Annotated in this window: 14 protein-coding genes; 11 read left to right on the top strand and 3 right to left on the bottom strand. The window is 42.8% G+C overall.

Going from position 1 to position 19,101, the window contains the following annotated elements:
- Positions 1-662 precede the first annotated feature (662 nt).
- From NH153_RS08660 to NH153_RS08650, 3 genes are all read left to right on the top strand, one after another.
- Positions 663-2,252 (top strand): alkaline phosphatase, encoded by a 1,590-nt coding sequence (locus NH153_RS08660; RefSeq protein WP_063702877.1) that lies wholly within the window; start codon positions 663-665, stop codon positions 2,250-2,252.
- 11 nt (positions 2,253-2,263) lie between these two features.
- Positions 2,264-4,060: an alkaline phosphatase gene (locus NH153_RS08655; protein WP_063702875.1), complete on the top strand. Its 1,797-nt coding sequence runs from the start codon at positions 2,264-2,266 to the stop codon at positions 4,058-4,060.
- A 73-nt stretch (positions 4,061-4,133) separates the two neighbouring features.
- Positions 4,134-4,850 carry a hypothetical protein gene (locus tag NH153_RS08650; RefSeq protein ID WP_063702873.1) on the top strand — a complete coding sequence of 239 codons (717 nt, stop codon included), beginning with the start codon at positions 4,134-4,136 and terminating at the stop codon, positions 4,848-4,850.
- Between the two features lie 65 nt (positions 4,851-4,915).
- On the opposite strand, the gene NH153_RS08645 is transcribed toward NH153_RS08650, so the two are convergent.
- Positions 4,916-6,982: a TonB-dependent receptor gene (locus NH153_RS08645; RefSeq protein WP_063702896.1), complete on the bottom strand. Its 2,067-nt coding sequence runs from the start codon at positions 6,980-6,982 to the stop codon at positions 4,916-4,918.
- Between the two features lie 231 nt (positions 6,983-7,213).
- Here NH153_RS08645 and NH153_RS08640 point away from each other — a divergent pair, with 231 nt between their 5' ends.
- From NH153_RS08640 to NH153_RS08620, 5 genes are all read left to right on the top strand, one after another.
- Entirely contained in the window at positions 7,214-8,008 is a 795-nt protein-coding gene (locus tag NH153_RS08640) for a VOC family protein (RefSeq protein ID WP_063702870.1), read from the top strand.
- A gap of 113 nt (positions 8,009-8,121) precedes the next feature.
- On the top strand, positions 8,122-8,787 hold the full coding sequence (locus tag NH153_RS08635) for an SDR family oxidoreductase (protein ID WP_063702868.1): 666 nt from the start codon (positions 8,122-8,124) through the stop codon (positions 8,785-8,787).
- Between the two features lie 138 nt (positions 8,788-8,925).
- Entirely contained in the window at positions 8,926-9,306 is a 381-nt protein-coding gene (locus NH153_RS08630; protein ID WP_063702866.1) for a hypothetical protein, read from the top strand.
- Complete coding sequence (locus NH153_RS08625; RefSeq protein ID WP_063702864.1) at positions 9,303-11,639, top strand: fatty acid cis/trans isomerase; 2,337 nt, start codon at positions 9,303-9,305, stop codon at positions 11,637-11,639. The genes NH153_RS08630 and NH153_RS08625 overlap by 4 nt, the downstream gene beginning before the upstream one ends.
- Before the next feature lie 94 nt (positions 11,640-11,733).
- Positions 11,734-13,485, top strand: coding sequence for a response regulator (locus tag NH153_RS08620; RefSeq protein WP_063702862.1), 1,752 nt, complete (start codon positions 11,734-11,736; stop codon positions 13,483-13,485).
- A 13-nt stretch (positions 13,486-13,498) separates the two neighbouring features.
- Here the strand turns inward: NH153_RS08620 and NH153_RS08615 are convergent, their stop codons facing one another.
- On the bottom strand, positions 13,499-14,122 hold the full coding sequence (locus tag NH153_RS08615) for a toast rack family protein (protein ID WP_063702860.1): 624 nt from the start codon (positions 14,120-14,122) through the stop codon (positions 13,499-13,501).
- A gap of 129 nt (positions 14,123-14,251) precedes the next feature.
- On the opposite strand from NH153_RS08615, the gene modF reads away from it, so the two are divergent.
- Complete coding sequence (modF, locus tag NH153_RS08610; protein ID WP_063702857.1) at positions 14,252-15,709, top strand: molybdate ABC transporter ATP-binding protein ModF; 1,458 nt, start codon at positions 14,252-14,254, stop codon at positions 15,707-15,709.
- Between the two features lie 26 nt (positions 15,710-15,735).
- Here the strand turns inward: modF and NH153_RS08605 are convergent, their stop codons facing one another.
- Entirely contained in the window at positions 15,736-16,614 is an 879-nt protein-coding gene (locus NH153_RS08605; protein ID WP_063702855.1) for a TraB/GumN family protein, read from the bottom strand.
- Between the two features lie 536 nt (positions 16,615-17,150).
- On the opposite strand from NH153_RS08605, the gene ilvG reads away from it, so the two are divergent.
- Complete coding sequence (ilvG, locus tag NH153_RS08600) at positions 17,151-18,800, top strand: acetolactate synthase 2 catalytic subunit (protein ID WP_063702853.1); 1,650 nt, start codon at positions 17,151-17,153, stop codon at positions 18,798-18,800.
- Positions 18,797-19,042 carry an acetolactate synthase 2 small subunit gene (ilvM, locus tag NH153_RS08595; protein ID WP_054554110.1) on the top strand — a complete coding sequence of 82 codons (246 nt, stop codon included), beginning with the start codon at positions 18,797-18,799 and terminating at the stop codon, positions 19,040-19,042. The genes ilvG and ilvM overlap by 4 nt, the downstream gene beginning before the upstream one ends.
- Positions 19,043-19,101: the final 59 nt, after the last annotated feature.

Below are 19,101 nucleotides of genomic sequence, written 5' to 3'. Positions count from 1 at the left end.
ATCGTTGAGTAATCAACTATAGTAATGCATCAAGCATTAAGAAAAACCCGAGCTTAGCCTCGGGTTTTTTTATGGGTGAAGAAAAGCTATCAGCTGTCAGCTATCAGACGTCAGATTAGATCGAGAGGGTTGTTTAGTGTGGTGTCTCGCTCAGCATTCGGCCTGTTCATTCTTCGGGTAGGTTGGTTAGAGCGTAGCGAAACCCAACGTAAACAGAGCTATCAGCTATCAGACGTCAGATTAGACTGATGGGGTTGTTAAGTTCGGTGTCTTACTCAGAAATTAAATACCGTAGGAGGCACTTTAGTGCCGAATTAGAACCATTTTTACAATTAGGCTTGATCTAGAACCTAGAACCTAGAACCTAGAACCTAGAACCTAGAACCTAGAACCTAGAACCTAGAACCTAGAACCTTTACCCTCGCAACTCGCAACTCGCAACTCGCAACTCGCAACTCGCAACTCACCCCTAGCACCTAACCCTATTATTTCCCCTGAAACTAAATACTTACTTATATCTAAAGTCGTTTTTGTTTCATCATTTCGTCATGAAAAGTCACTTTTTTAGTAACAATGCGTTCTTAGTATTACTGCGCTAATTATCCAAGTGCAGTTTAGTTAGCACTCAAATTCTTAAAATAACGTACTAACGGAACGTAACGATGAAAATTAATAAAATTGCTACTGCAATTGGTTTAACGTTGGCATTGTCAGCGACGGCCAATGCAGGTGTGTTACCAGACAGTCAAAAACAAAATGATTGGTATAGTGCCGCTGAAGCTACATTAACAAAAAAAGAAGCGGCAGCTCAGGCTGAGCAAACGTTTAAAGCTAAAAATGTCATTCTATTTGTTGGCGATGGTATGGGTATCTCAACGCTCACTGCGTCACGTATCATGGCAGGTCAAATGGAAGGTAAGTCGGGCGAAGAAGGCTTACTAAGCTTTGAAGAATTCCCTTACTCTGCGCAAATCAAAACCTACAACGTTGATGCGCAAACACCTGACTCTGCAGGCACAATGACAGCAATTATTTCAGGCGTTAAAACTGATGTAGGTGTTATTGGTGTTAACGAAAACATCGAGCGTGGCAAGTGTGCAACCGTTGCTGGTAACGAGTTAATTACCGCTACAGAACTAGCAGAAATCAAAGGCCTAGCAACAGGTATTATCTCAACAGCGCGTATTACTCACGCAACGCCAGCTGCGACCTATGCAAAATCAGCTGACCGTAACTGGGAAGACGTATCAGACATGCCAGCTGATGCTGTTGAAGCGGGTTGTGAAGACATTGCCTCACAACTTGTTAATTTCGAAAAGAACCTAGAAGCACGCTTCGTAGGCACTGACGTTGATGGTCTTGAAGTTGTGATGGGCGGTGGTCGTCGTCACTTCTTACCAAAAGACGCAACGTTCAACTCAGCTGATGCAGTCAGCGAAGTAGAAGGTGACCGTACGGATGAGCGTGACCTAACTGCTGAATGGCAAGAAATGTACCCTGATGGCAAGTACGTTATGGATCAAGCGGGTTTCGATACGCTTAATGCCGATACTAAACGTGTATTTGCACTGTTTAATGAATCACATATGCAATACGAAGCAGACCGCGCTAACGATGTAGCGGGTGAGCCGTCACTGTCTGAAATGACAGGTAAAGCAATTGATATCTTAAAGAGCAATGAAAAAGGCTTTTTCTTAACCGTTGAATCAGGCCGTATCGACCATGGTCACCATGCGGGTAATGCTTATAACGCGTTAAACGATACCGTTGAATTTGCCAAAGCAGTGCAAACAGCAGTAGAGAATACCAATCCTGAAGAAACACTTATTCTTGTTACTGCCGACCACAGCCACGTATTTACTATCGCGGGTTATCCGAAACGCGGGAATCCAATCTTAGGTCAAGTGGTTGCCATTGGTAGCGAAGAGCCAAGCCTTGCGGCAGATGGTATGCCTTACACCACCGTTGGCTATGCAAATGGCTTAGGTTTCCGTGATTTAGGCGATGAAACAGATGCAGAGGTGTCTTATAACGATGCTGCTGTTGCAGGTCGTGTTGATTTAACCGGTGTTGATACGACTGCACCTGGCTATCACCAAGAAACGACTGTGCCATTAAGTTCTGAGACTCATGCGGGCGAAGATATTTCGCTTCATGCAAAAGGTCCAGGTGCGCAACTAGCACAAGGCGTTGTGGAGCAAAACGTAATTTTCCACATCATTAACCAAGCTCTAGAACTAATTGAAGAATAATGGCGACGACGATGAAAAAACTAAATTTAATTTCTCTTGCTGTAGTAGTGGCATTAGCGGGTTGTTCGGATGACGATGACAACTCTCCAAAAACATTAACCGTAGAAAACACGTTAGCTGTAGGTTCTGAGCAGTGCGTAAACGGTGGTACAGAAACCCTAACAGGTGCAGATAGCAATGATAACGGTGAGCTAGACTCAGCAGAAGTAACGGATACAACCGTTGCATGTAATGCACCAGCAACGTCGTTAACAGCATCGCAATTAGCGCCGTTGACTGATAATGCGTGGTTCAAGTCAGCACAAGTTAAAGTCGCTACTAGCGAAGAAAACATTGCGGCTGTTGTAAAAGAGTCAGGTAAAGCGAAAAATGTGATTCTGTTTGTTGGTGATGGCATGGGTATTTCGACTGTCACAGCAGCACGTATCATGGCCGGCCAGCTAGAAGGTAAGCTGGGTGAAGAGCACCAACTTAGCTTTGAAACACTCCCATTCTCAGGGTTTGCTAAAACCTATAACGTTGATGCGCAAACACCTGATTCAGCGGGTACGATGACGGCAATGGCATCGGGCGTAAAAACGGATGCTGGCGTTATTGGTGTTGATGAAGATATCGAACGTGGTAACTGTGCAACGGTTGCAGGTAATGAACTAGTCACAGCCACTGAGCTTGCTGAGATTGCTGGTAAGTCGACAGGTATTATTTCGACAGCTCGAATCACACACGCAACGCCAGCAGCAACCTATGCCAAATCGGCTGACCGTAACTGGGAAGATGTATCTGATATGCCAGAGGCAGCAGTTACCGCTGGTTGTGAAGATATTGCATCGCAATTAGTTAACTTTGAAGCAAACCTTGAAGCTCGCTACGAAGGCCTTGATGTTGATGGTTTAGAAGTTGTGATGGGCGGTGGTCGTCGTCATTTCTTACCAAAAGATGCGGCTTATAACTCAGCTGATGCGATGAGCGCTGTAGAAGGTGACCGTACGGATGGTCGCGACCTAACAGCTGAGTGGAAAGCCAAATACCCTGCGGGTCAGTATGTAATGGACCAAGCTGGTTTTGATGCAATCAATGCAGATACGACTGAGCGTGTTTTTGGTTTATTCAATGAATCACACATGCAATACGAAGCAGACCGTGCAAACGATGTAGCGGGTGAGCCGTCACTGTCTGAAATGACTGCAAAAGCAATTGATGTACTAGATAACAACGCCAATGGTTTCTTCTTAACAGTTGAAGCAGGGCGTATTGACCACGGTCATCACGCTGGTAATGCTTACAATGCACTAAGCGATACAGTTGAGCTATCAAAAGCAGTACAAGTTGCTCTTGATAAAACCAGCATTGAAGACACGTTAATCATCGTTACAGCTGACCACAGCCACGTATTTACCATTGCAGGCTACCCAAAACGTGGTAACCCAATCTTAGGTAAAGTGGTACCTGTGGGTAGCGATGAACCATCTCTTGCCGCAGATAACATGCCATACACAACGGTTGGTTATACCAATGGTGGCGGTTTCCGCGATTTAGGTGATGAGACTGATGCAGAAGAAGGTTACAACTATGCGCCAGTAACAGGTCGTGTTGACTTAACCGATGTTGATACCACGGCACCTGGTTTCCACCAAGAAGCGCTCGTGCCATTAGGCTCTGAAACACACGCAGCAGAAGATGTGGGTGTGTATGCAGTAGGCCCAGGTGCACATTTAGTTACAGGCACTAATGAGCAAAGCCTTATTTTCCATGTTATGGATTATGCCGCTGACCTTGTTAAACAAGCCGATGCTAAATTAGCACAATAATGAGTGTTTGGGAGGCTCTGAGCCTCCCTTACTCAATCAGTTATAAAGAAAACCAAGATAAAAAGAGAATCCCGTGAAAGCAGCCATCTTACTTGCCTCATTACTTAGCCCACTTGCTGTTGCAGGGCAATGCGATATGAATACCGGTTTTACGCAAGCAGACTATAAAGTCACCACAGACATTGTCGCTAATAAGCAGCATTCTGAAGACACCTTCACTCTATGGCGCACGCCTCATCAGGTGGCTAAGCAAAATCCACAGTTTATTGAGCTATGGCAGCAATTACGTAATCAACAAATTCGCCCAATTCGTTATTTCCAGCAAGCGCAGCGTGGCATTGAATATCAACCATCGGAAGTGCAAGGTGAGCAAGATTGGAGTAGCAAATATCAGTTAGTAAGCGATAAGTTTTTAGCGTCAATGACGCACCAAAAAAGCACGGGTGAAGGCTGTGAACTAACAGAATATTACACACAGCAGCAAGGTGAAAGCAAAGTCGAGCTAAGCTGGCTTGCCAATCAAAAGTTACTTAAAGCAATTCGTATTTCAACACCCACTTATAGCCGTGAAATTGCTTTAACAACCAGCCATCACAACCAGCAAAAGGTGCAGGCAGAGTTTGCGAAATGGGATAACTACCAAACCACCGATTACGCAGATATCGGTGATAATGAAAGCGATCCATTTTTAGCTAAAATGATCAACTTAGGGTTTGTTGAGCATGGCGCGAGCGGTTTCTATGATGCGCAAGGTAATCAGCTCAAAGGTGAGCATGGACATCATCACTAATTAGTACCAACCACAAAAAAAGGCACCAAGGTGCCTTTTTTATTGTTTAATTACTTAGCTTAAACCTAAAATGCATAGTTCCAAGTTAGGTTTACGGTACGACCCGTACCCGCAAAATAGCGTGTTGCTGCTGGGCGTGTTTGACCGTAGTAAGTGATGTAATACTTATCTAGCAGGTTATCGATACCTAGGCTAAATGCACCGTACTCAACACTTTGATATTGTACCGATAAATCAACGGTTGTGTAGCCGTCAAACTCTTCCCCAGTATTAAAGTCGCGGTAAAATACTTTGTTAGCTTGTACGCGGCTAGATAGATTCGCTGGCCACTGTTGCTGCCAGTAAAGGTTTAAACGTGTAGGTGAAATATTGCTGCCGCCTAAATCGCTTTCTACTTTATTGTCGCCATCACCATCATATTGACCTTCTGTATCAGCGTAACTTGCACCAAATGTTGTGCTGTTAGTTAGGTAATATTGAGCATTTGCTTCAAAACCTGAGATCTCAGTACGCTCACGTTGCACGCTGTAAATACCATCAGCATCAGCTTGTAAACGTGAACCTAAGTCTGAGTCAGACTCAAAGTAGCTGGCTTTAATATTGAAGCTATCGTTAGCATATTCAAAACCCAATTCGCGGTTATCAGAAATAACCGGCTCTAGGTTTAAGAAACTCTCAACCGATAAACCTGCTTGATTAATACCACGCAGCACACGACCAACATCAGCCATGCTAAAGCCTTCGCTGTAGCTTGCATATAGACGAAGTTCATCAGTTACTTGATAGACAACACCTAAGTTCTCTAATAATTCATTAAAGCTTGGCTCACCGCCTTCTACAAAGCTGCTGTTGTATGAGGCTAGGGTGGTAAAATCATCCACTTTTAATTTGCCGTACTCGTAACGAACACCGGCATTGAACGTCCAATCCTCTAAGCCGTCATAACGTAGTTGAGCGAATGGCGCGATGTTATTAAACTTGGTTTTTGGCACCCAATGGCGACCTGTTTGCGCAAGCTCTTGGTATGTTTCGTCAGAAAGTAAATCAATACCGGTCGCAATATCAAACTGGCTGTTTAACAGGTTATCTTTATTGTAAGTAACGCGGCTACCAAACTTTTGTGATTTATTTTGAGACTGATCGAAAATACTCTCGCCATAGGCTGGATCTTGAAACGACGCAAATGTGCCGCCGCCATACATAGCTGCAAAATCTTGCGTAAATAATTGAATAGCAAGGTTACCGCCAGCCACATTGCTGTGGTTATAATCTAGGGTAAAGGTTGTTACACGGTTACGTGGCGTGTCGCCTTCTACATCCCCTTTTTCAGCTGAGGTTGCAAGGCCTGTTGCTGGATCGCCATTTACAGCTACAAAGTCACCATTACCTTCAATTTTGTAGTGGTTCAGCATTGCTTGAATGCTTTGCTCGTTATCAAGCTGATATTTAACTTTTAAAAATAAGTCTAGGCTGGTTGAATCTTGCGTGTCACCTTGTGTGCCATCTAAACCAACAAAGTCACCGTTTCCATCGCGATACATACCCGTACTACGAGCCGATACACCACCAATGAAGCTAATATCATCTAGTTGTTTGCTGAATAAGTAGCTGGCTTTATAGCTTTGGCTGTCGCTGCCACCGTCTGTTGGAGTGCTAAACCCCGCGCTCATTTGGTGATTAAAATCGCCAGCTGATTTTGTGATGATATTAATAATACCGCCACTTGCGCCCATGCCTTGAATTGCATTTGCGCCACTGATCACTTCGATGCGTTCGATCATTGCAGGGTCAATCGTATTCCCATCACGAGAACCGTTACGAAGCGGGTTTGACTGAGGAACACCATCAATCATGTATAGCGGCTCACGGCCACGGAGTGTTTCACCTGCACTGGTCATTTTTTGACGACTTGGTGAAAAGCTCGGTAATAAATTACCTAAAATTTGCGATAGATCTTGAGTATGAGCAAGTTGCTCAGCAATGTCTTCACTAGTAATAACACTGATAGTTGCAGGTACAGTACTAACAGGTGCCGTACTACGAGTTGTAGAAACGGTAATACGTTCAATATCTTGGGCCTGATTTGCAAACGCAGCGATAGGAGTAAGTAAAAAAGGAAGCGCAAATTTCATCGTCATAGTTAAATCGCTATACAATTGTTATTAAAAATTGTTCGCATTTATACATGCGTTTATTGTGACAATCAATATAGTGCCATAACTGCAATTCTCTGTTTTAGCAGGGTTTAAACCTAAGTTATTGATTATGATTATTTAATTTTTCTAAACGTGAATTAAATAAATTTTAAAAATAATTGGCAAAAAAGCAGCTTGTTGATTACCGTTAATGAAGGAGGAACAGCCATGACAAAAATAAATACAAAACACCCTGCAGGTACTTTCTGCTGGGCCGAGTTATGCGCGAAAGACTGGCAAGCTGCGAAGCAATTTTATACGCAACTTTTTGACTGGGGTTTTGACGACCAGCCAATAGGTGAAGATATGTATTACACCATGCTGCAAAAGCAAGGTGATGATATTGCCGCTATGTATCAACTGCCAGCAAGTATGAGTGAGATGCCAACCCATTGGTTATTATATATTGCTGTTGATGATGTTGACCAAAGCACTGAGCAGGCAAAGTCATTGGGGGCAACGGTTTTGGCAGGGCCACATGATGTCATGACAGCGGGTCGCATGGTGATGCTGCAAGAACCTGGCGGTGCAACATTTGCCTTGTGGCAAGCGGGTGAGCATATCGGGGCTAAACGAGTGCAAGAGCTAAACCTGCCTTACTGGTTTGAGCTTGTGTCGAAAGACATGCAAAAAAGTCGCGACTTTTATTGTCAGTTGTTCGGATGGCAGTTTGAGGTGAAACCCATGGAGGGCATGGACTACACCTTATTTACCATCGATGGGCAACCGATTGCAGGCATGCTTGAAATGACCAATGAATGGCCAGATGACATTCCACCCCATTGGATGCCATATTTTGCGGTAGCAGATTGCGATCAGGCTGTCGCCAAAGCAACGCAGCTTAATGGGGCTATTTGTGTGCCAGCAACAGACATTCCAGATGTTGGGCGCTTTAGTGTTATTACCGATCCGCAAGGGGCTGTATTTTCTATTCTTAAATCAACCATTGATGAATTAACTTAAGCCCTTGGTTTTTGTCAATCTGTCCCAAAGTATATAGCTAAGCCTCTTCAAGATGCAGAAACTCGCATCTTGAAGTGGTTTGGGTATATAAAAGCCTACTAAGGAGCAGATTGATGACTAAGCATGTGGTGGTTACGGGGGCCAATAAAGGTATTGGCCTAAATTTTTGTAAACAGTATTTAGCCCAAGGTTACCGTGTTACTGCAGTGGTTCGCACCCCAAGCGAAGAGCTAAAAGCACTCGACGTAAAAATTATTAGCGATATTGATGTGGCTGATGCCGATGATGTTGCAACCCTTGCCAATTACTTGCACGGCGACAAAATTGATATTTTGGTTAACAACGCCGGTATTTTTCATAACGAAACATTAGCTGACATGGACTTTGCTGCCATCGAAAAACAAATTAGCGTGAATAGTATCGCGCCTATTCGTATTACTCATGCATTACAGCAAAGCTTAGGTATTGATGCCAAAGTAGCGATGATCACATCACGTATGGGCTCAATTGCAGATAATAGCTCGGGTGGTTACATTGGTTATCGTATGTCAAAAGCGGCACTTAATGCTGCCAGTGTTAGTTTAGCCCATGAGCTAAAAGATAAAAAAATTGCCGTAGGGTTATTTCATCCGGGCTTTGTACAAACGCAAATGGTTAATTTTGCCGGCGATATCAGCCCTGAAACTGCCGCAGAGCGGCTCATCAAGCGGATTGACGAATTAAACCTTAGCAACACAGGTGGGTTTTGGCATTCAAACGGCGAAACGCTACCTTGGTAATGCATTTTTCACTGTTTTTATAATTCGGTTAGTTAGCAGCTAAAAAGCTGCTAACGGCTGATAAGTTTCGCTAATTATTGAACTTATAGTTTGCTATACTCGTACAATTAAAAGTCATTTTGATGTAGAGAGCAGCACATGGAATTAGAGCAAAATAGCGATTTAACCCTTCCTCTTTTTTATTTCGATGAAAACCTTCATAGCCGTGACATCGAGTCCCCAGATGTATTAATACATATAACCTTAAGCGAAGACTTACTCGCACAGCTTTGTCAAAATCCAGCTGTTGATAGCAGTGTTGCAATCGCCGTTAATGAATATCGTCTTGAAGCGTTAAATGATGACTACCAAGTATTGATTGGCCGTGAGCACGATGCGCAACTGACACTCGTTCGTGGACCACTGTTGAGTGCGATGCTTAGCTGCGACAACGACCAAACCTTTGTGTCGCCGCAAGTCGATATGATGCCAACCTTCGATTTAGGTGATGACGTTGAAGATATCGAGGAGGAAGGATGAGAAAACTCCTCACCACCGTATTTGGTCTTATTCTATTAAGTGGCTGTGCATATTTAGGTGCCGCTCATTACGATGAACTGTTTGGTAAAGAACAACCACAACAGCGCGTGGTTGCAGCATCAACACTTGAAGGTGCTGAGTTTTTAAGTGATGTAAAGCCCGTACTTGATAGTCGCTGTGTGGTTTGTCATGGCTGCTATGATGCACCGTGTCAGCTTAAGTTATCTTCTGTGGAAGGTATCGACCGCGGCTTAAGTAAAGAGCGTGTTTATGACGGCACACGTTTACTAGCGCAAGAGCCAAGCCGCTTGCTGTTTGATGCGACAAGTACCGCCCAGTGGCGTGAAAAAGGCTTTACCCCAGTACTTAATGAGCGAGCTCAAACCGAAGAAGCGAACCTTGCCGGTAGTGTGCTTTATAATGCCTTAGTACTTAAGCAAAGCAGCCCACTGCCTAAACAAGCAATTTTAGGCGATGAGTTTGATTTTTCACTCGACCGTGAGCAAACATGTACCACAATGAATGAGTTTGACTCATTTGCTAAAGATAGCCCGCATAGTGGTATGCCTTATGGTTTACCGGGTATCTCGAGTGAAGAGTTTCAGCACCTTGCTAAGTGGCTCCGAAAAGGCGGTTATTTAGCTCATATCGAGCCTCCTGAAAAAGGAGTACTCAAACAGGTCGAACGGTGGGAAGCATTTTTAAATCAAGATGGTTTAAAGCATCAACTGGCTGCTCGCTATATTTATGAGCACTGGTATTTAGCGCATATTTACTTCCCTGAGCATGGCGATAAACACAGCTACTTTAAGCTGGTTCGCTCTTCAACGCCACCGGGTGAAGAGATCAAACACATTAGCACCCGTCGCCCCTATGAAGACCCTAAGGTTGAGCGTGTTTACTATCGTTTAATGCATGATCGTTCGACTATTTTAGCGAAAACACATTTACCTTTAGCATTAAATGACGAAAAGCTTGCACGCTTACATTCGCAATTTATTGAAGCTGATTATCAAGTAGATAAACTGCCAAGCTATAAGCCAGAAGTGGCGTCAAACCCATTTAAAGCCTTTGCGGCAATACCAGTAAACTCACGTTATCAATTTATGCTTGATGAAGCTGAGCTTATTATTATGGGCTTTATTAAAGGGCCGGTTTGTCGTGGTCAAATCGCGTTAAATGTAATTAACGACCAGTTCTGGGTGGGTTTTGCGAAGCCTGAAATGGCGGCGACACCTAAAGTCGGTGAAATGTTGTTACAACATGAAGATGCATTAGCATTACCGGCTGAAGAAGAAAGTAATGCTTTGCCGATTTCTAGCTGGGTGAAGTATTCAAAACGCCAAAACAAATATTTGTCTGCCAAAGTTGCACTGGCAAATAAGATGTTTGCTAACGGTCAGCACCTTACAACCGATTTACTTTGGCAAGGAGATGGTCATAACCAAAATGCAGCGCTGACGGTATTTCGCCATTTCGATAGCGCAACGGTTGTAAAGGGTTGGATAGGCCAGCAACCAAAGACCGCTTGGATTCTCGACTATGCGTTATTTGAACGTATCCATTACTTGCTGGTGGCGGGGTTTGATGTCTATGGCAACATTGGTCATCAGTTATTAACTCGTTTGTACATGGACTTTTTACGCTTAGAAGGTGAAGCAAACTACCTTGCATTATTACCAGAAGCTAAGCGTAAGGAAATTAAAGCCCAGTGGTATCGTAAATCGCCACCTAGCTTAACGAGCTTCTTTGAGGATGAATTGTCATTTAGTCAACCTACTGGCATTGAATACAAAACAATGGATCCGCAGTCTGAGTTATTCAATATGCTAAAAGCGAAACTGAAGCCAATATTGAGCCCCCGTTACGACTATACGAAAGTACCTGAGCCGCTTGCGCGAATTAACGATCTTCCAGTTAAAGCTGTGAACTTGCTACCGCAAATTTCGTTTGTGTTAGTCAAAGATGGCGAAGATAAGCACAAGGCCTATACCCTGATCCATCATAATGCTCATTACAATATTTCGAGCTTATTGAATGAAGAAGGGCAGCGCGCTTATGACGAAGATACAGTGACGATTGTGCCTGGGTTTATAGGTGATTACCCAGAAGCAATTTGGTACTTGCACAATGATCAGCAGGTTGCAGCTTTTGCAGCTGGGCTGGCTAAAGCAACAGATGAAGCAGCTTACAGAGATCTGAAAAGTGAGTTTGCTATTCGCCGAACACATCCACAGTTTTGGCAATACAGCGATATTTTACACCGTGTAGCGAAAGAGTATCGCGGCGTCGAGTTTGGTTTATTTGACTATAACCGACTCGAAAATCGATAAATTTCTGTTAACTATCATGTTTAAAGCCCACTTCAAGTGGGCTTTCTTGTATTCTATGAACTACAATTATTTTTAAAAAAATAATGAGTAAAGCATGTTGCAGCTAGTCACAGATATCCGAAAACGATATCGCTGGGGGTTATTGGCGATTGCCATATTGATCTCTGTATCAGCCATCTTGATACAGAGCCTTTTGTATATCCAAAAGGGTGATGCCAAGGTCATCAATATTGCCGGTAAGCAACGCATGCTGTCACAAAAAATTGCCTTGTATGGCAATGCACTCATTTATCATGAATCCGATCATTTTCAACAGCAACACCGAAGGCTATTGCAACAAGCGGTTGAGCAATTTATTGCAGGGCATCAATTTTTAATTCAACAAGATGAGCAAGGTCACTATATTCATTTAAATGAGGCGCTTGAGGCCCATTATTTCTCGCCGCCTACTGCGTTAGATGAACATGTGAAGCGCTATGTGAGTAAAGCGCAGCAGCTATTAAACAATACCGATGATTTTGCCTATGTGGACCGCTCAACATTTGTTAGCAATCAGCTTGAAGCACTACTCACAAAGCTAGACCAAGCGGTTAAGTTACTTGAGCAAAAATCAGTTCAAAAAGTCACATTTTTGGCAGTGCTAGAGTTATTGTTTTGGTTGCTCGCCATGACGTTACTAGCAATTGAGCTATTTTTCATTTTTAAACCTATGGAGAAACTGGTCACTAAAAATATTGCTAAGTACAAAGAACAAAAAGAGTTTGCTGAGCGTGTTAATAAAAATAAAGAGCGCTTTATTGCCCGTACTAGTCATGAATTTAGAACACCATTGCAAGGTTTAACCGCATCCATCGAAGCGCTTGATATCAGCGACAGTCAGCAGCTGACTAAACAGCAGGCGCTTTATTGCGTGAATAGGCTGGTGGCCATGCTAGACGAATTAATGGACTTACAGCAGTTAACCTCGGGAGAATGGCAGTTAAGTTTCACTAGCAGCAATTTGTTATCAACATTAAAGCAAGCTATCTCACCCTATGAATATGCCTGTAACGATAAAGGTATTACCTTGAGCGTGAACTTAGCTGACTCACTCGATAAAGAGGTGAGTACTGACCATGCAAGGTTGACGCAAATTGTTGCTGAAATCATTAACAATGCCGTTAAATTTACTCCAAGCCAAGGCCGTATTGCCGTAACTGCTGCGTGCCAAGGTGAGCAGCACTTTGTAATGGAAATACAAGATAACGGTAAGGGGTTTGAAAAGCCGCCGACAGATTTACTTAGCTACGAAAATGACTCAGAGCAACACTTTCAAGGCTTAAAAACGGGGCTGCTTAGGGTTATGCACATTGTTAAAGCATTAAAAGGAGAAATCCAATTTCTCAATGCTGAGCCACAAGGTGTGAAAGTATTAATTAATTTAGAACTAGAGAGCACGCCTAAATCAGTAATGCCAGCGCCGTTGCCGAAAGCTTTACACTGCTTAATTGTTGAAGATAACCCGCTAAACGCCACTATTTTAGGGCGCATGGTTAGCCATTTAAATTACAGCTTTGATGTGGCTGAAAACGGCTTAATCGCCACAGATAAAGCGTCAGAAAAGCACTACGATTTAATTTTTATGGATTTGAATATGCCCGTTATGGATGGTTTTAAAGCGATTGATATTATTCGTAATGAGCAGGGGCAGCAGGTGCCAATTTTGGTGGTGACAGCCAATACATCGAATGATGATTTACAACGAGTATACGAACTTGGAGCAAACTTGCACGTTTACAAACCGATCTCGCTAGATTCAGTGCAAAAAGCTCTCAGCATTTTATTTACTAAGAGCTCACAGGGATAACCAAAGCATTCAATTAGTTCGTTACTTTAATGTCGCCAACACCTACTTCTACTTCAATATTGTATTGACCATTACCACGGTAGCTTGAATGCGAGCTAACCACTTTACGGCTGGTATTACCGTCATTTTTTAAGCCGCGAATTTTAGTGTCGCCCACACCGGTATCAAGCTCGATACGTTTGTAGTCATCAAGCGCACTATCAATTCTTACCGCGCCCACACCTAACTCAATATCTACCGAATTACTAGCGTCGTTAATTTCAATATCGCCAACACCTAACTCAACATCAATTGCCATCGATTTAGGCATTTTTACATGCCAGTTTTGTTGAATATCATCGTTATCTAGTTTTAAGCTAAGAGAGCTGGCACTTTGCGAGTGGCTTAATTCGATATCTGATAAGTCAACATCAGAGCTGAACCAGCTATTGTCATTTTTTGGTTCAATGCGAACTGTAACCACGACTTCGCTGCCGTCATAGCTTTCGACTTCTAAGCTGCCCACCGGAAAATCTATATCAAGTTGGCTTGCACCATTCACTGCAAAGTTATGATTTAGCTCACGTGAGTCTTTTGCCATTGCGTATGTTGTTGTAAGTGCTAAGCCTAATGCCGCTACACAAAGTAATTTTTTCATTGTCTGATTCCTGTTAATGACCTTTTATACCTTAGTCGCAGCTGTGTTTAAAAAAGGTTTAAACGATTTTTAATTTTTTATCGAATGCGGTAACGTCAAGCTAACGGTAACTTAGAATGAGGATTCAAAGTGCAACAAGTGCAGTTGGTTAATGTTAGAGCCAGCCTAAAGGGGCAGGGCAATGACGTTTATTATTTAGATGATCTTAATATCAATGTATCGCCATTGCAGCAATGGGTTTTTCTTGGCGCCAATGGCGCGGGCAAATCGGCCGTGGCAGCTGCCATTGCCGGTTTTGCGAAAATAGAAAAAGGCCAGTATGAGAATAGCTTTGAGCGTATAGCATTGGTTTCCCCAGACAGTCAAAAGCAGCTCCTTGCGGCTGAGCTAACAAAAGATCAAGATGACATTATTGATGGCGTTACGCCTTCAAGTATGGTTTATGAGCTGATTATTGCAGGCCGAGACGAGCAACAGCTTGATAGTGATTTGCTACAGCAGTTAATAAGCCTATTTGATTTTAGTGACAAACTTAGCAAGGCATTTCGCGATTTATCGACCGGTGAAACCCGCAAATTGATGCTGATTAAAGCCATAATAGGTCGGCCAGATTTACTTGTGCTTGATGAGCCTTTTGATGGCTTAGATGTCAAGGCAACGGCTGGGTTGAATCAGTTACTCGCTGAGCTTAGTAAAACGACGACCCTTATTTTTGTGCTTAATCGCTTAACTGAGATCCCTGACTTTGTTGATCACTACGCCTACGTTAAAGAGGGTCATGTCACAGAGCAATTAGCAAAGCCTACAGCCGAGCAGCGCGATGATTTACTCAAGCTATTGCATCTCACGCATACTCAGTTACAAATACCTGAGGCAGATATTGACCATCAAGCGCCTCCGCTCACTGATTCTATGCTGGTAAGATTAAACAACGCATCGGTAAGTTATGGCGGCGAGGCTATTTTTGAAAAACTCAACTGGCAAATTAACCAAGGCGAACATTGGCAGTTAACAGGTAAAAATGGCTCAGGTAAAACTTGTTTGCTGAACCTTATCACTGGTGATAACCCGCAGTGTTACAACAACGATATCAAGGTGTTTGGCTACCAGCGCGGAAGCGGTGAGAGTATTTGGCAAATTAAACAGCACATTGGTTATATCTCCAACGCGCTGCATATGGATTATCGAGTGAGTATCACCGCACTCAATACGGTTGTTTCGGGCTTTTATGACAGCATTGGTCTTTACCAAAAAGCCACTGATAAGCAACTTACCATAGCCAAACAATGGTTAGCGTTATTAGGGTTAAGTGACAAACAAAGCAGCTCATTTAGCCAGTTATCTTTTGGTGATCAGCGTTTATTATTGATTGCTCGGGCTATGGTTAAACACCCTAACTTATTGATTCTTGATGAGCCTTGCTTAGGTCTTGATGAAGCGAATAGACAGCGTGTGTTATTGTTGATAGAAAAAATCTGCGCTGCAGGTACCAGCACCGTGGTGTATGTTAATCACCATGCGAGTGACAAAATAGCCGGTATCGACAACTATTTAGAGATGGCTGATTTCACAAAAAAAGCGCCTTAAGGCGCTTTTTAAACGATTGAAATCATTTAGATACGGGTAACTGTAAAACCCTTGTCTGTTAACTGCTTCAATAAGCCGTGTTGCTCAGGTAAGTGCAAAGCGCCCACTGCAATGAACAGCTTTTCTTTACCGATGCGAGTAGATAGTTGATTAACCCAGTCATTGTTACGGTCTATCAACATCACTTGCTCGCTTAGTTGACCATACTGTGTGTCATCAAAGCTTTCGTTATAAAACTGTGTAAGTGTTTTCATGTCACCTGATTTCCAAGCCTTGATAAGACCAAAAAAGTAGGTGTCTACATCTGCAAGTTGGTCGAATGTTTCTTCGATCATTTTGTCATTCATAATTGCTAAGTGCTCAAACATTTCCATTTGGCGTTCAAGAGTTTCTAGCTCACCAACAGAAATTTTATGTTCTTGAGCGTAAGCAAGTACTTGCTTGTCGATGCCGTATTGATCTGAAAAACCGACGCTTTGGAACTCCATTTGCATCATGGTGACCATCACCGCCCACGGTGCTAAGTTCTTAAACATCGCAATATCAATTGATTTATCTGCAAAGTACTTTTGCAGTTTTGCATAGTTTTCAGGTGATAATTCTGATTGTAAGGTTTTGCCATTTTTCAGCATCATAAATGGTAATGAGCGACGCTGCATTTCCATTGGTGAAATAGCGCTGATATCGACCTCAACAATGACTTTATCTGAGTTATCAAGTGCTTTCGTTACCTTACTTGGTAAGCCTTTCATGCTGTTGTCACCCACATGCACGGTACCAAATAAATAAGAAGCAACGCCGTTTTTTTCTACTTTCCATAACCCCGGCTCTGCAAGTGCATATTGGCTAAAACCAAGCAGTAGCACCATAAAAAATAGGGCATTTATACGCTGGACGAATTTCATAACTTTCCTTTTCATAACGTGGTTATTTTCAATACTAAACTAATTTTTTAAAGAGGCGTTAAATTAAATCGGCTTTAAGCAGAAAAATCACATCTAATTGCTAAAAATTAATCAATCATAGAATGGCAGATAAAGAGGTATGAAATTTCAATATTTAGCAAATGGTGAAAAATAAATCTTATTAATGCTAATTGTTGGATATTTATTTCTTTAAAATCGTTTTTTTGCTTGTTTTTTGAATTGAATTTTATGTTGACTTAACGCCCCCAGCGCGGTACTAATAGAAAAAGACAGCGGGATGGCTAGATTTCCGCTACAAATGAACAGAATTTGGTTACAGATAAATGCTTACTAACAAACTTTCTCTAATTCTAATTAACGTCGTGGTGATTATTATTACCGCGGGGGCTAGTTAGTGCTTAGAGAAAAGTGAAGCATTTAAAAAGCCCCCCGCACTTAACAGTCCGGGGGGCTTTTTTGTTTTAAGGTTTGAGTCGCAGCAAATACACAATGTCACTGAGGAATGAGGATTTACGATGACAGGCGCAGAGTTAACAATCGATTTATTAGCTAAACATGGCGTTAAGGATGTTTTTGGTTACCCGGGCGGTGCCATCATGCCTATTTACGACGCTTTGTACGGTGCGCCAGTCAAACATTATTTGACGCGTCATGAACAAGGAGCGGGTTTTGCTGCTGTAGGGTTTGCCCGTAGCACAGGTAAGTTAGGTGTGTGCTTTGCAACATCAGGCCCAGGTGCGACTAACTTAATAACAGCCCTTGCTGATGCGATGATGGATTCAGTGCCGTTACTTGCAATCACAGGGCAAGTACCTACCGCAGCGATAGGCTCCGACGCCTTTCAGGAAGTGGACGTTCTAGGTATGTCGTTATCATGTACTAAACACAGTTACATGGTTGAAAGAGCTGAAGATTTAGCCGAAATATTACAAGAAGCCATCCACTTAGCGCAAAGCGGCCGCCCAGGTCCAGTGTTAGTTGATATCCCGAAAGACATCCAAATGGCGCAAGTGCCATTCCACCCTTGGTTAGCCGCCGAAGATCATTTACCAAAATTAGACCCAAACCAAGTTGCGATAGCCAATCAAATCTTAAGTGAGGCGCAGCGTCCTGTGGCGTATATCGGTGGTGGTGTACAAGCTGCTGATGCGCAAAACGAGCTTATGCAATTTTTAGAAAAAACACATATGCCAGCGGTATCAACGTTGAAAGCGCTAGGCAGTGTATTACCTGATTATGAATATGATTTGGGTATGCTAGGTATGCATGGCGGTAAAGCGGCTAACTTAGCTGTGCAACAATGTGATGTGCTTGTTTGTATCGGCGCACGTTTTGACGACCGTGTTACTGGCAACTTAAGTAAATTTGCTGCAAAAGCAAAAGTGATACACCTTGATATCGATGCCGCAGAAATTGGTAAACGTAAGCCTGCAAAAGCGTCTTTAGTTGCAGATTTAAAAACCTCATTACCGCAACTTGATTGTTTTGTTACACCAGATGAGTGGTTAACGCACATCGAAAGCATGATGAAAGAGCATGCGTGGCGTTATGACTATCCGGGCGAAAAAGTGTTTGCCCCTTACTTATTAAACCAGCTAAGCCAAAAAATGCCATCAACGGGTGTTGTGTGCTGTGATGTGGGTCAGCACCAAATGTGGGTGGCACAGCACATGAAGTTTAGCCACCCAAGCAACCATTTAAGTAGTGGTGGTGCAGGTACCATGGGCTTTGGTTTACCAGCCGCTATCGGCGCCCAAGTTGCGCGCCCAAATGATTTTGTGATCACGGTGTCGGGTGATGGCTCAATCATGATGAACATTCAAGAACTGGCAACAATTCGCCGTAACAATCTGCCAGTTAAAATTCTAATCCTAGATAACCAGCGCTTGGGCATGGTACGTCAATGGCAGCAGCTATTTTTTGAAGGTCGTTATTCTGAAACAAACCTTTCAGATAATCCTGATTTTGTGCAGTTAGCAGCGGTGTTTGGCATTCCAGGTCAAACCATCACTAAAGCAGATGAAGTCGATGCTGCGGTTGATGCGTTAGTTAATAGTGAAGGTCCATACATTCTTCATGCCTGTATCGATGATAAAGAAAATGTATGGCCGCTTGTACCACCGGGTGCAGCTAATGATGAAATGATGACGGAGACTGTAAAATGAAACACACCCTAACGATTGCACTAAAGAATCAAAGTGTCGCTGTAGAGCGCTTTTTACGCGTTGCACGTCATCGCGGCTTTGACCTAACAACCATGAATTTAGAAATGGCTGATGAAGCGTTTCATGTCACCATGACGGTAGACAGCGATAAGCCAATTTATCTACTAACATCACAGTTAAATAAATTGGTTGATGTGAAACACGTCAATGTTGAAAACCAATTTCAACAACAAGCAATCTAGTAAAAAATCAACAGGTAACTAGAGCAATCAGATTAATGCTTTAGTGAGAAATAAATTAG

This window comes from Pseudoalteromonas gelatinilytica (assembly GCF_001641615.1).
GTDB classification, from domain to species: Bacteria; Pseudomonadota; Gammaproteobacteria; order Enterobacterales; family Alteromonadaceae; genus Pseudoalteromonas; species Pseudoalteromonas gelatinilytica.
The sequence above is the reverse complement of the archived record's forward strand: the minus strand, read 5'-3'. Positions and strand labels throughout refer to the sequence as shown.

What these genes read in the sequence shown, in the direction of transcription:
- NH153_RS08660 (WP_063702877.1), top strand. Translation starts at nt 663, where the DNA reads ATGAAAATTAATAAAATTGCTACTGCAATTGGTTTAACGTTGGCATTG.
- NH153_RS08655 (WP_063702875.1), top strand. Translation starts at nt 2,264, where the DNA reads ATGAAAAAACTAAATTTAATTTCTCTTGCTGTAGTAGTGGCATTAGCG.
- NH153_RS08645 (WP_063702896.1), bottom strand. Translation starts at nt 6,982, where the DNA reads ATGAAATTTGCGCTTCCTTTTTTACTTACTCCTATCGCTGCGTTTGCA.
- NH153_RS08640 (WP_063702870.1), top strand. Translation starts at nt 7,214, where the DNA reads ATGACAAAAATAAATACAAAACACCCTGCAGGTACTTTCTGCTGGGCC.
- NH153_RS08635 (WP_063702868.1), top strand. Translation starts at nt 8,122, where the DNA reads ATGACTAAGCATGTGGTGGTTACGGGGGCCAATAAAGGTATTGGCCTA.
- NH153_RS08630 (WP_063702866.1), top strand. Translation starts at nt 8,926, where the DNA reads ATGGAATTAGAGCAAAATAGCGATTTAACCCTTCCTCTTTTTTATTTC.
- NH153_RS08625 (WP_063702864.1), top strand. Translation starts at nt 9,303, where the DNA reads ATGAGAAAACTCCTCACCACCGTATTTGGTCTTATTCTATTAAGTGGC.
- NH153_RS08620 (WP_063702862.1), top strand. Translation starts at nt 11,734, where the DNA reads ATGTTGCAGCTAGTCACAGATATCCGAAAACGATATCGCTGGGGGTTA.
- NH153_RS08615 (WP_063702860.1), bottom strand. Translation starts at nt 14,122, where the DNA reads ATGAAAAAATTACTTTGTGTAGCGGCATTAGGCTTAGCACTTACAACA.
- NH153_RS08605 (WP_063702855.1), bottom strand. Translation starts at nt 16,614, where the DNA reads ATGAAATTCGTCCAGCGTATAAATGCCCTATTTTTTATGGTGCTACTG.
- ilvG (WP_063702853.1), top strand. Translation starts at nt 17,151, where the DNA reads ATGACAGGCGCAGAGTTAACAATCGATTTATTAGCTAAACATGGCGTT.
- ilvM (WP_054554110.1), top strand. Translation starts at nt 18,797, where the DNA reads ATGAAACACACCCTAACGATTGCACTAAAGAATCAAAGTGTCGCTGTA.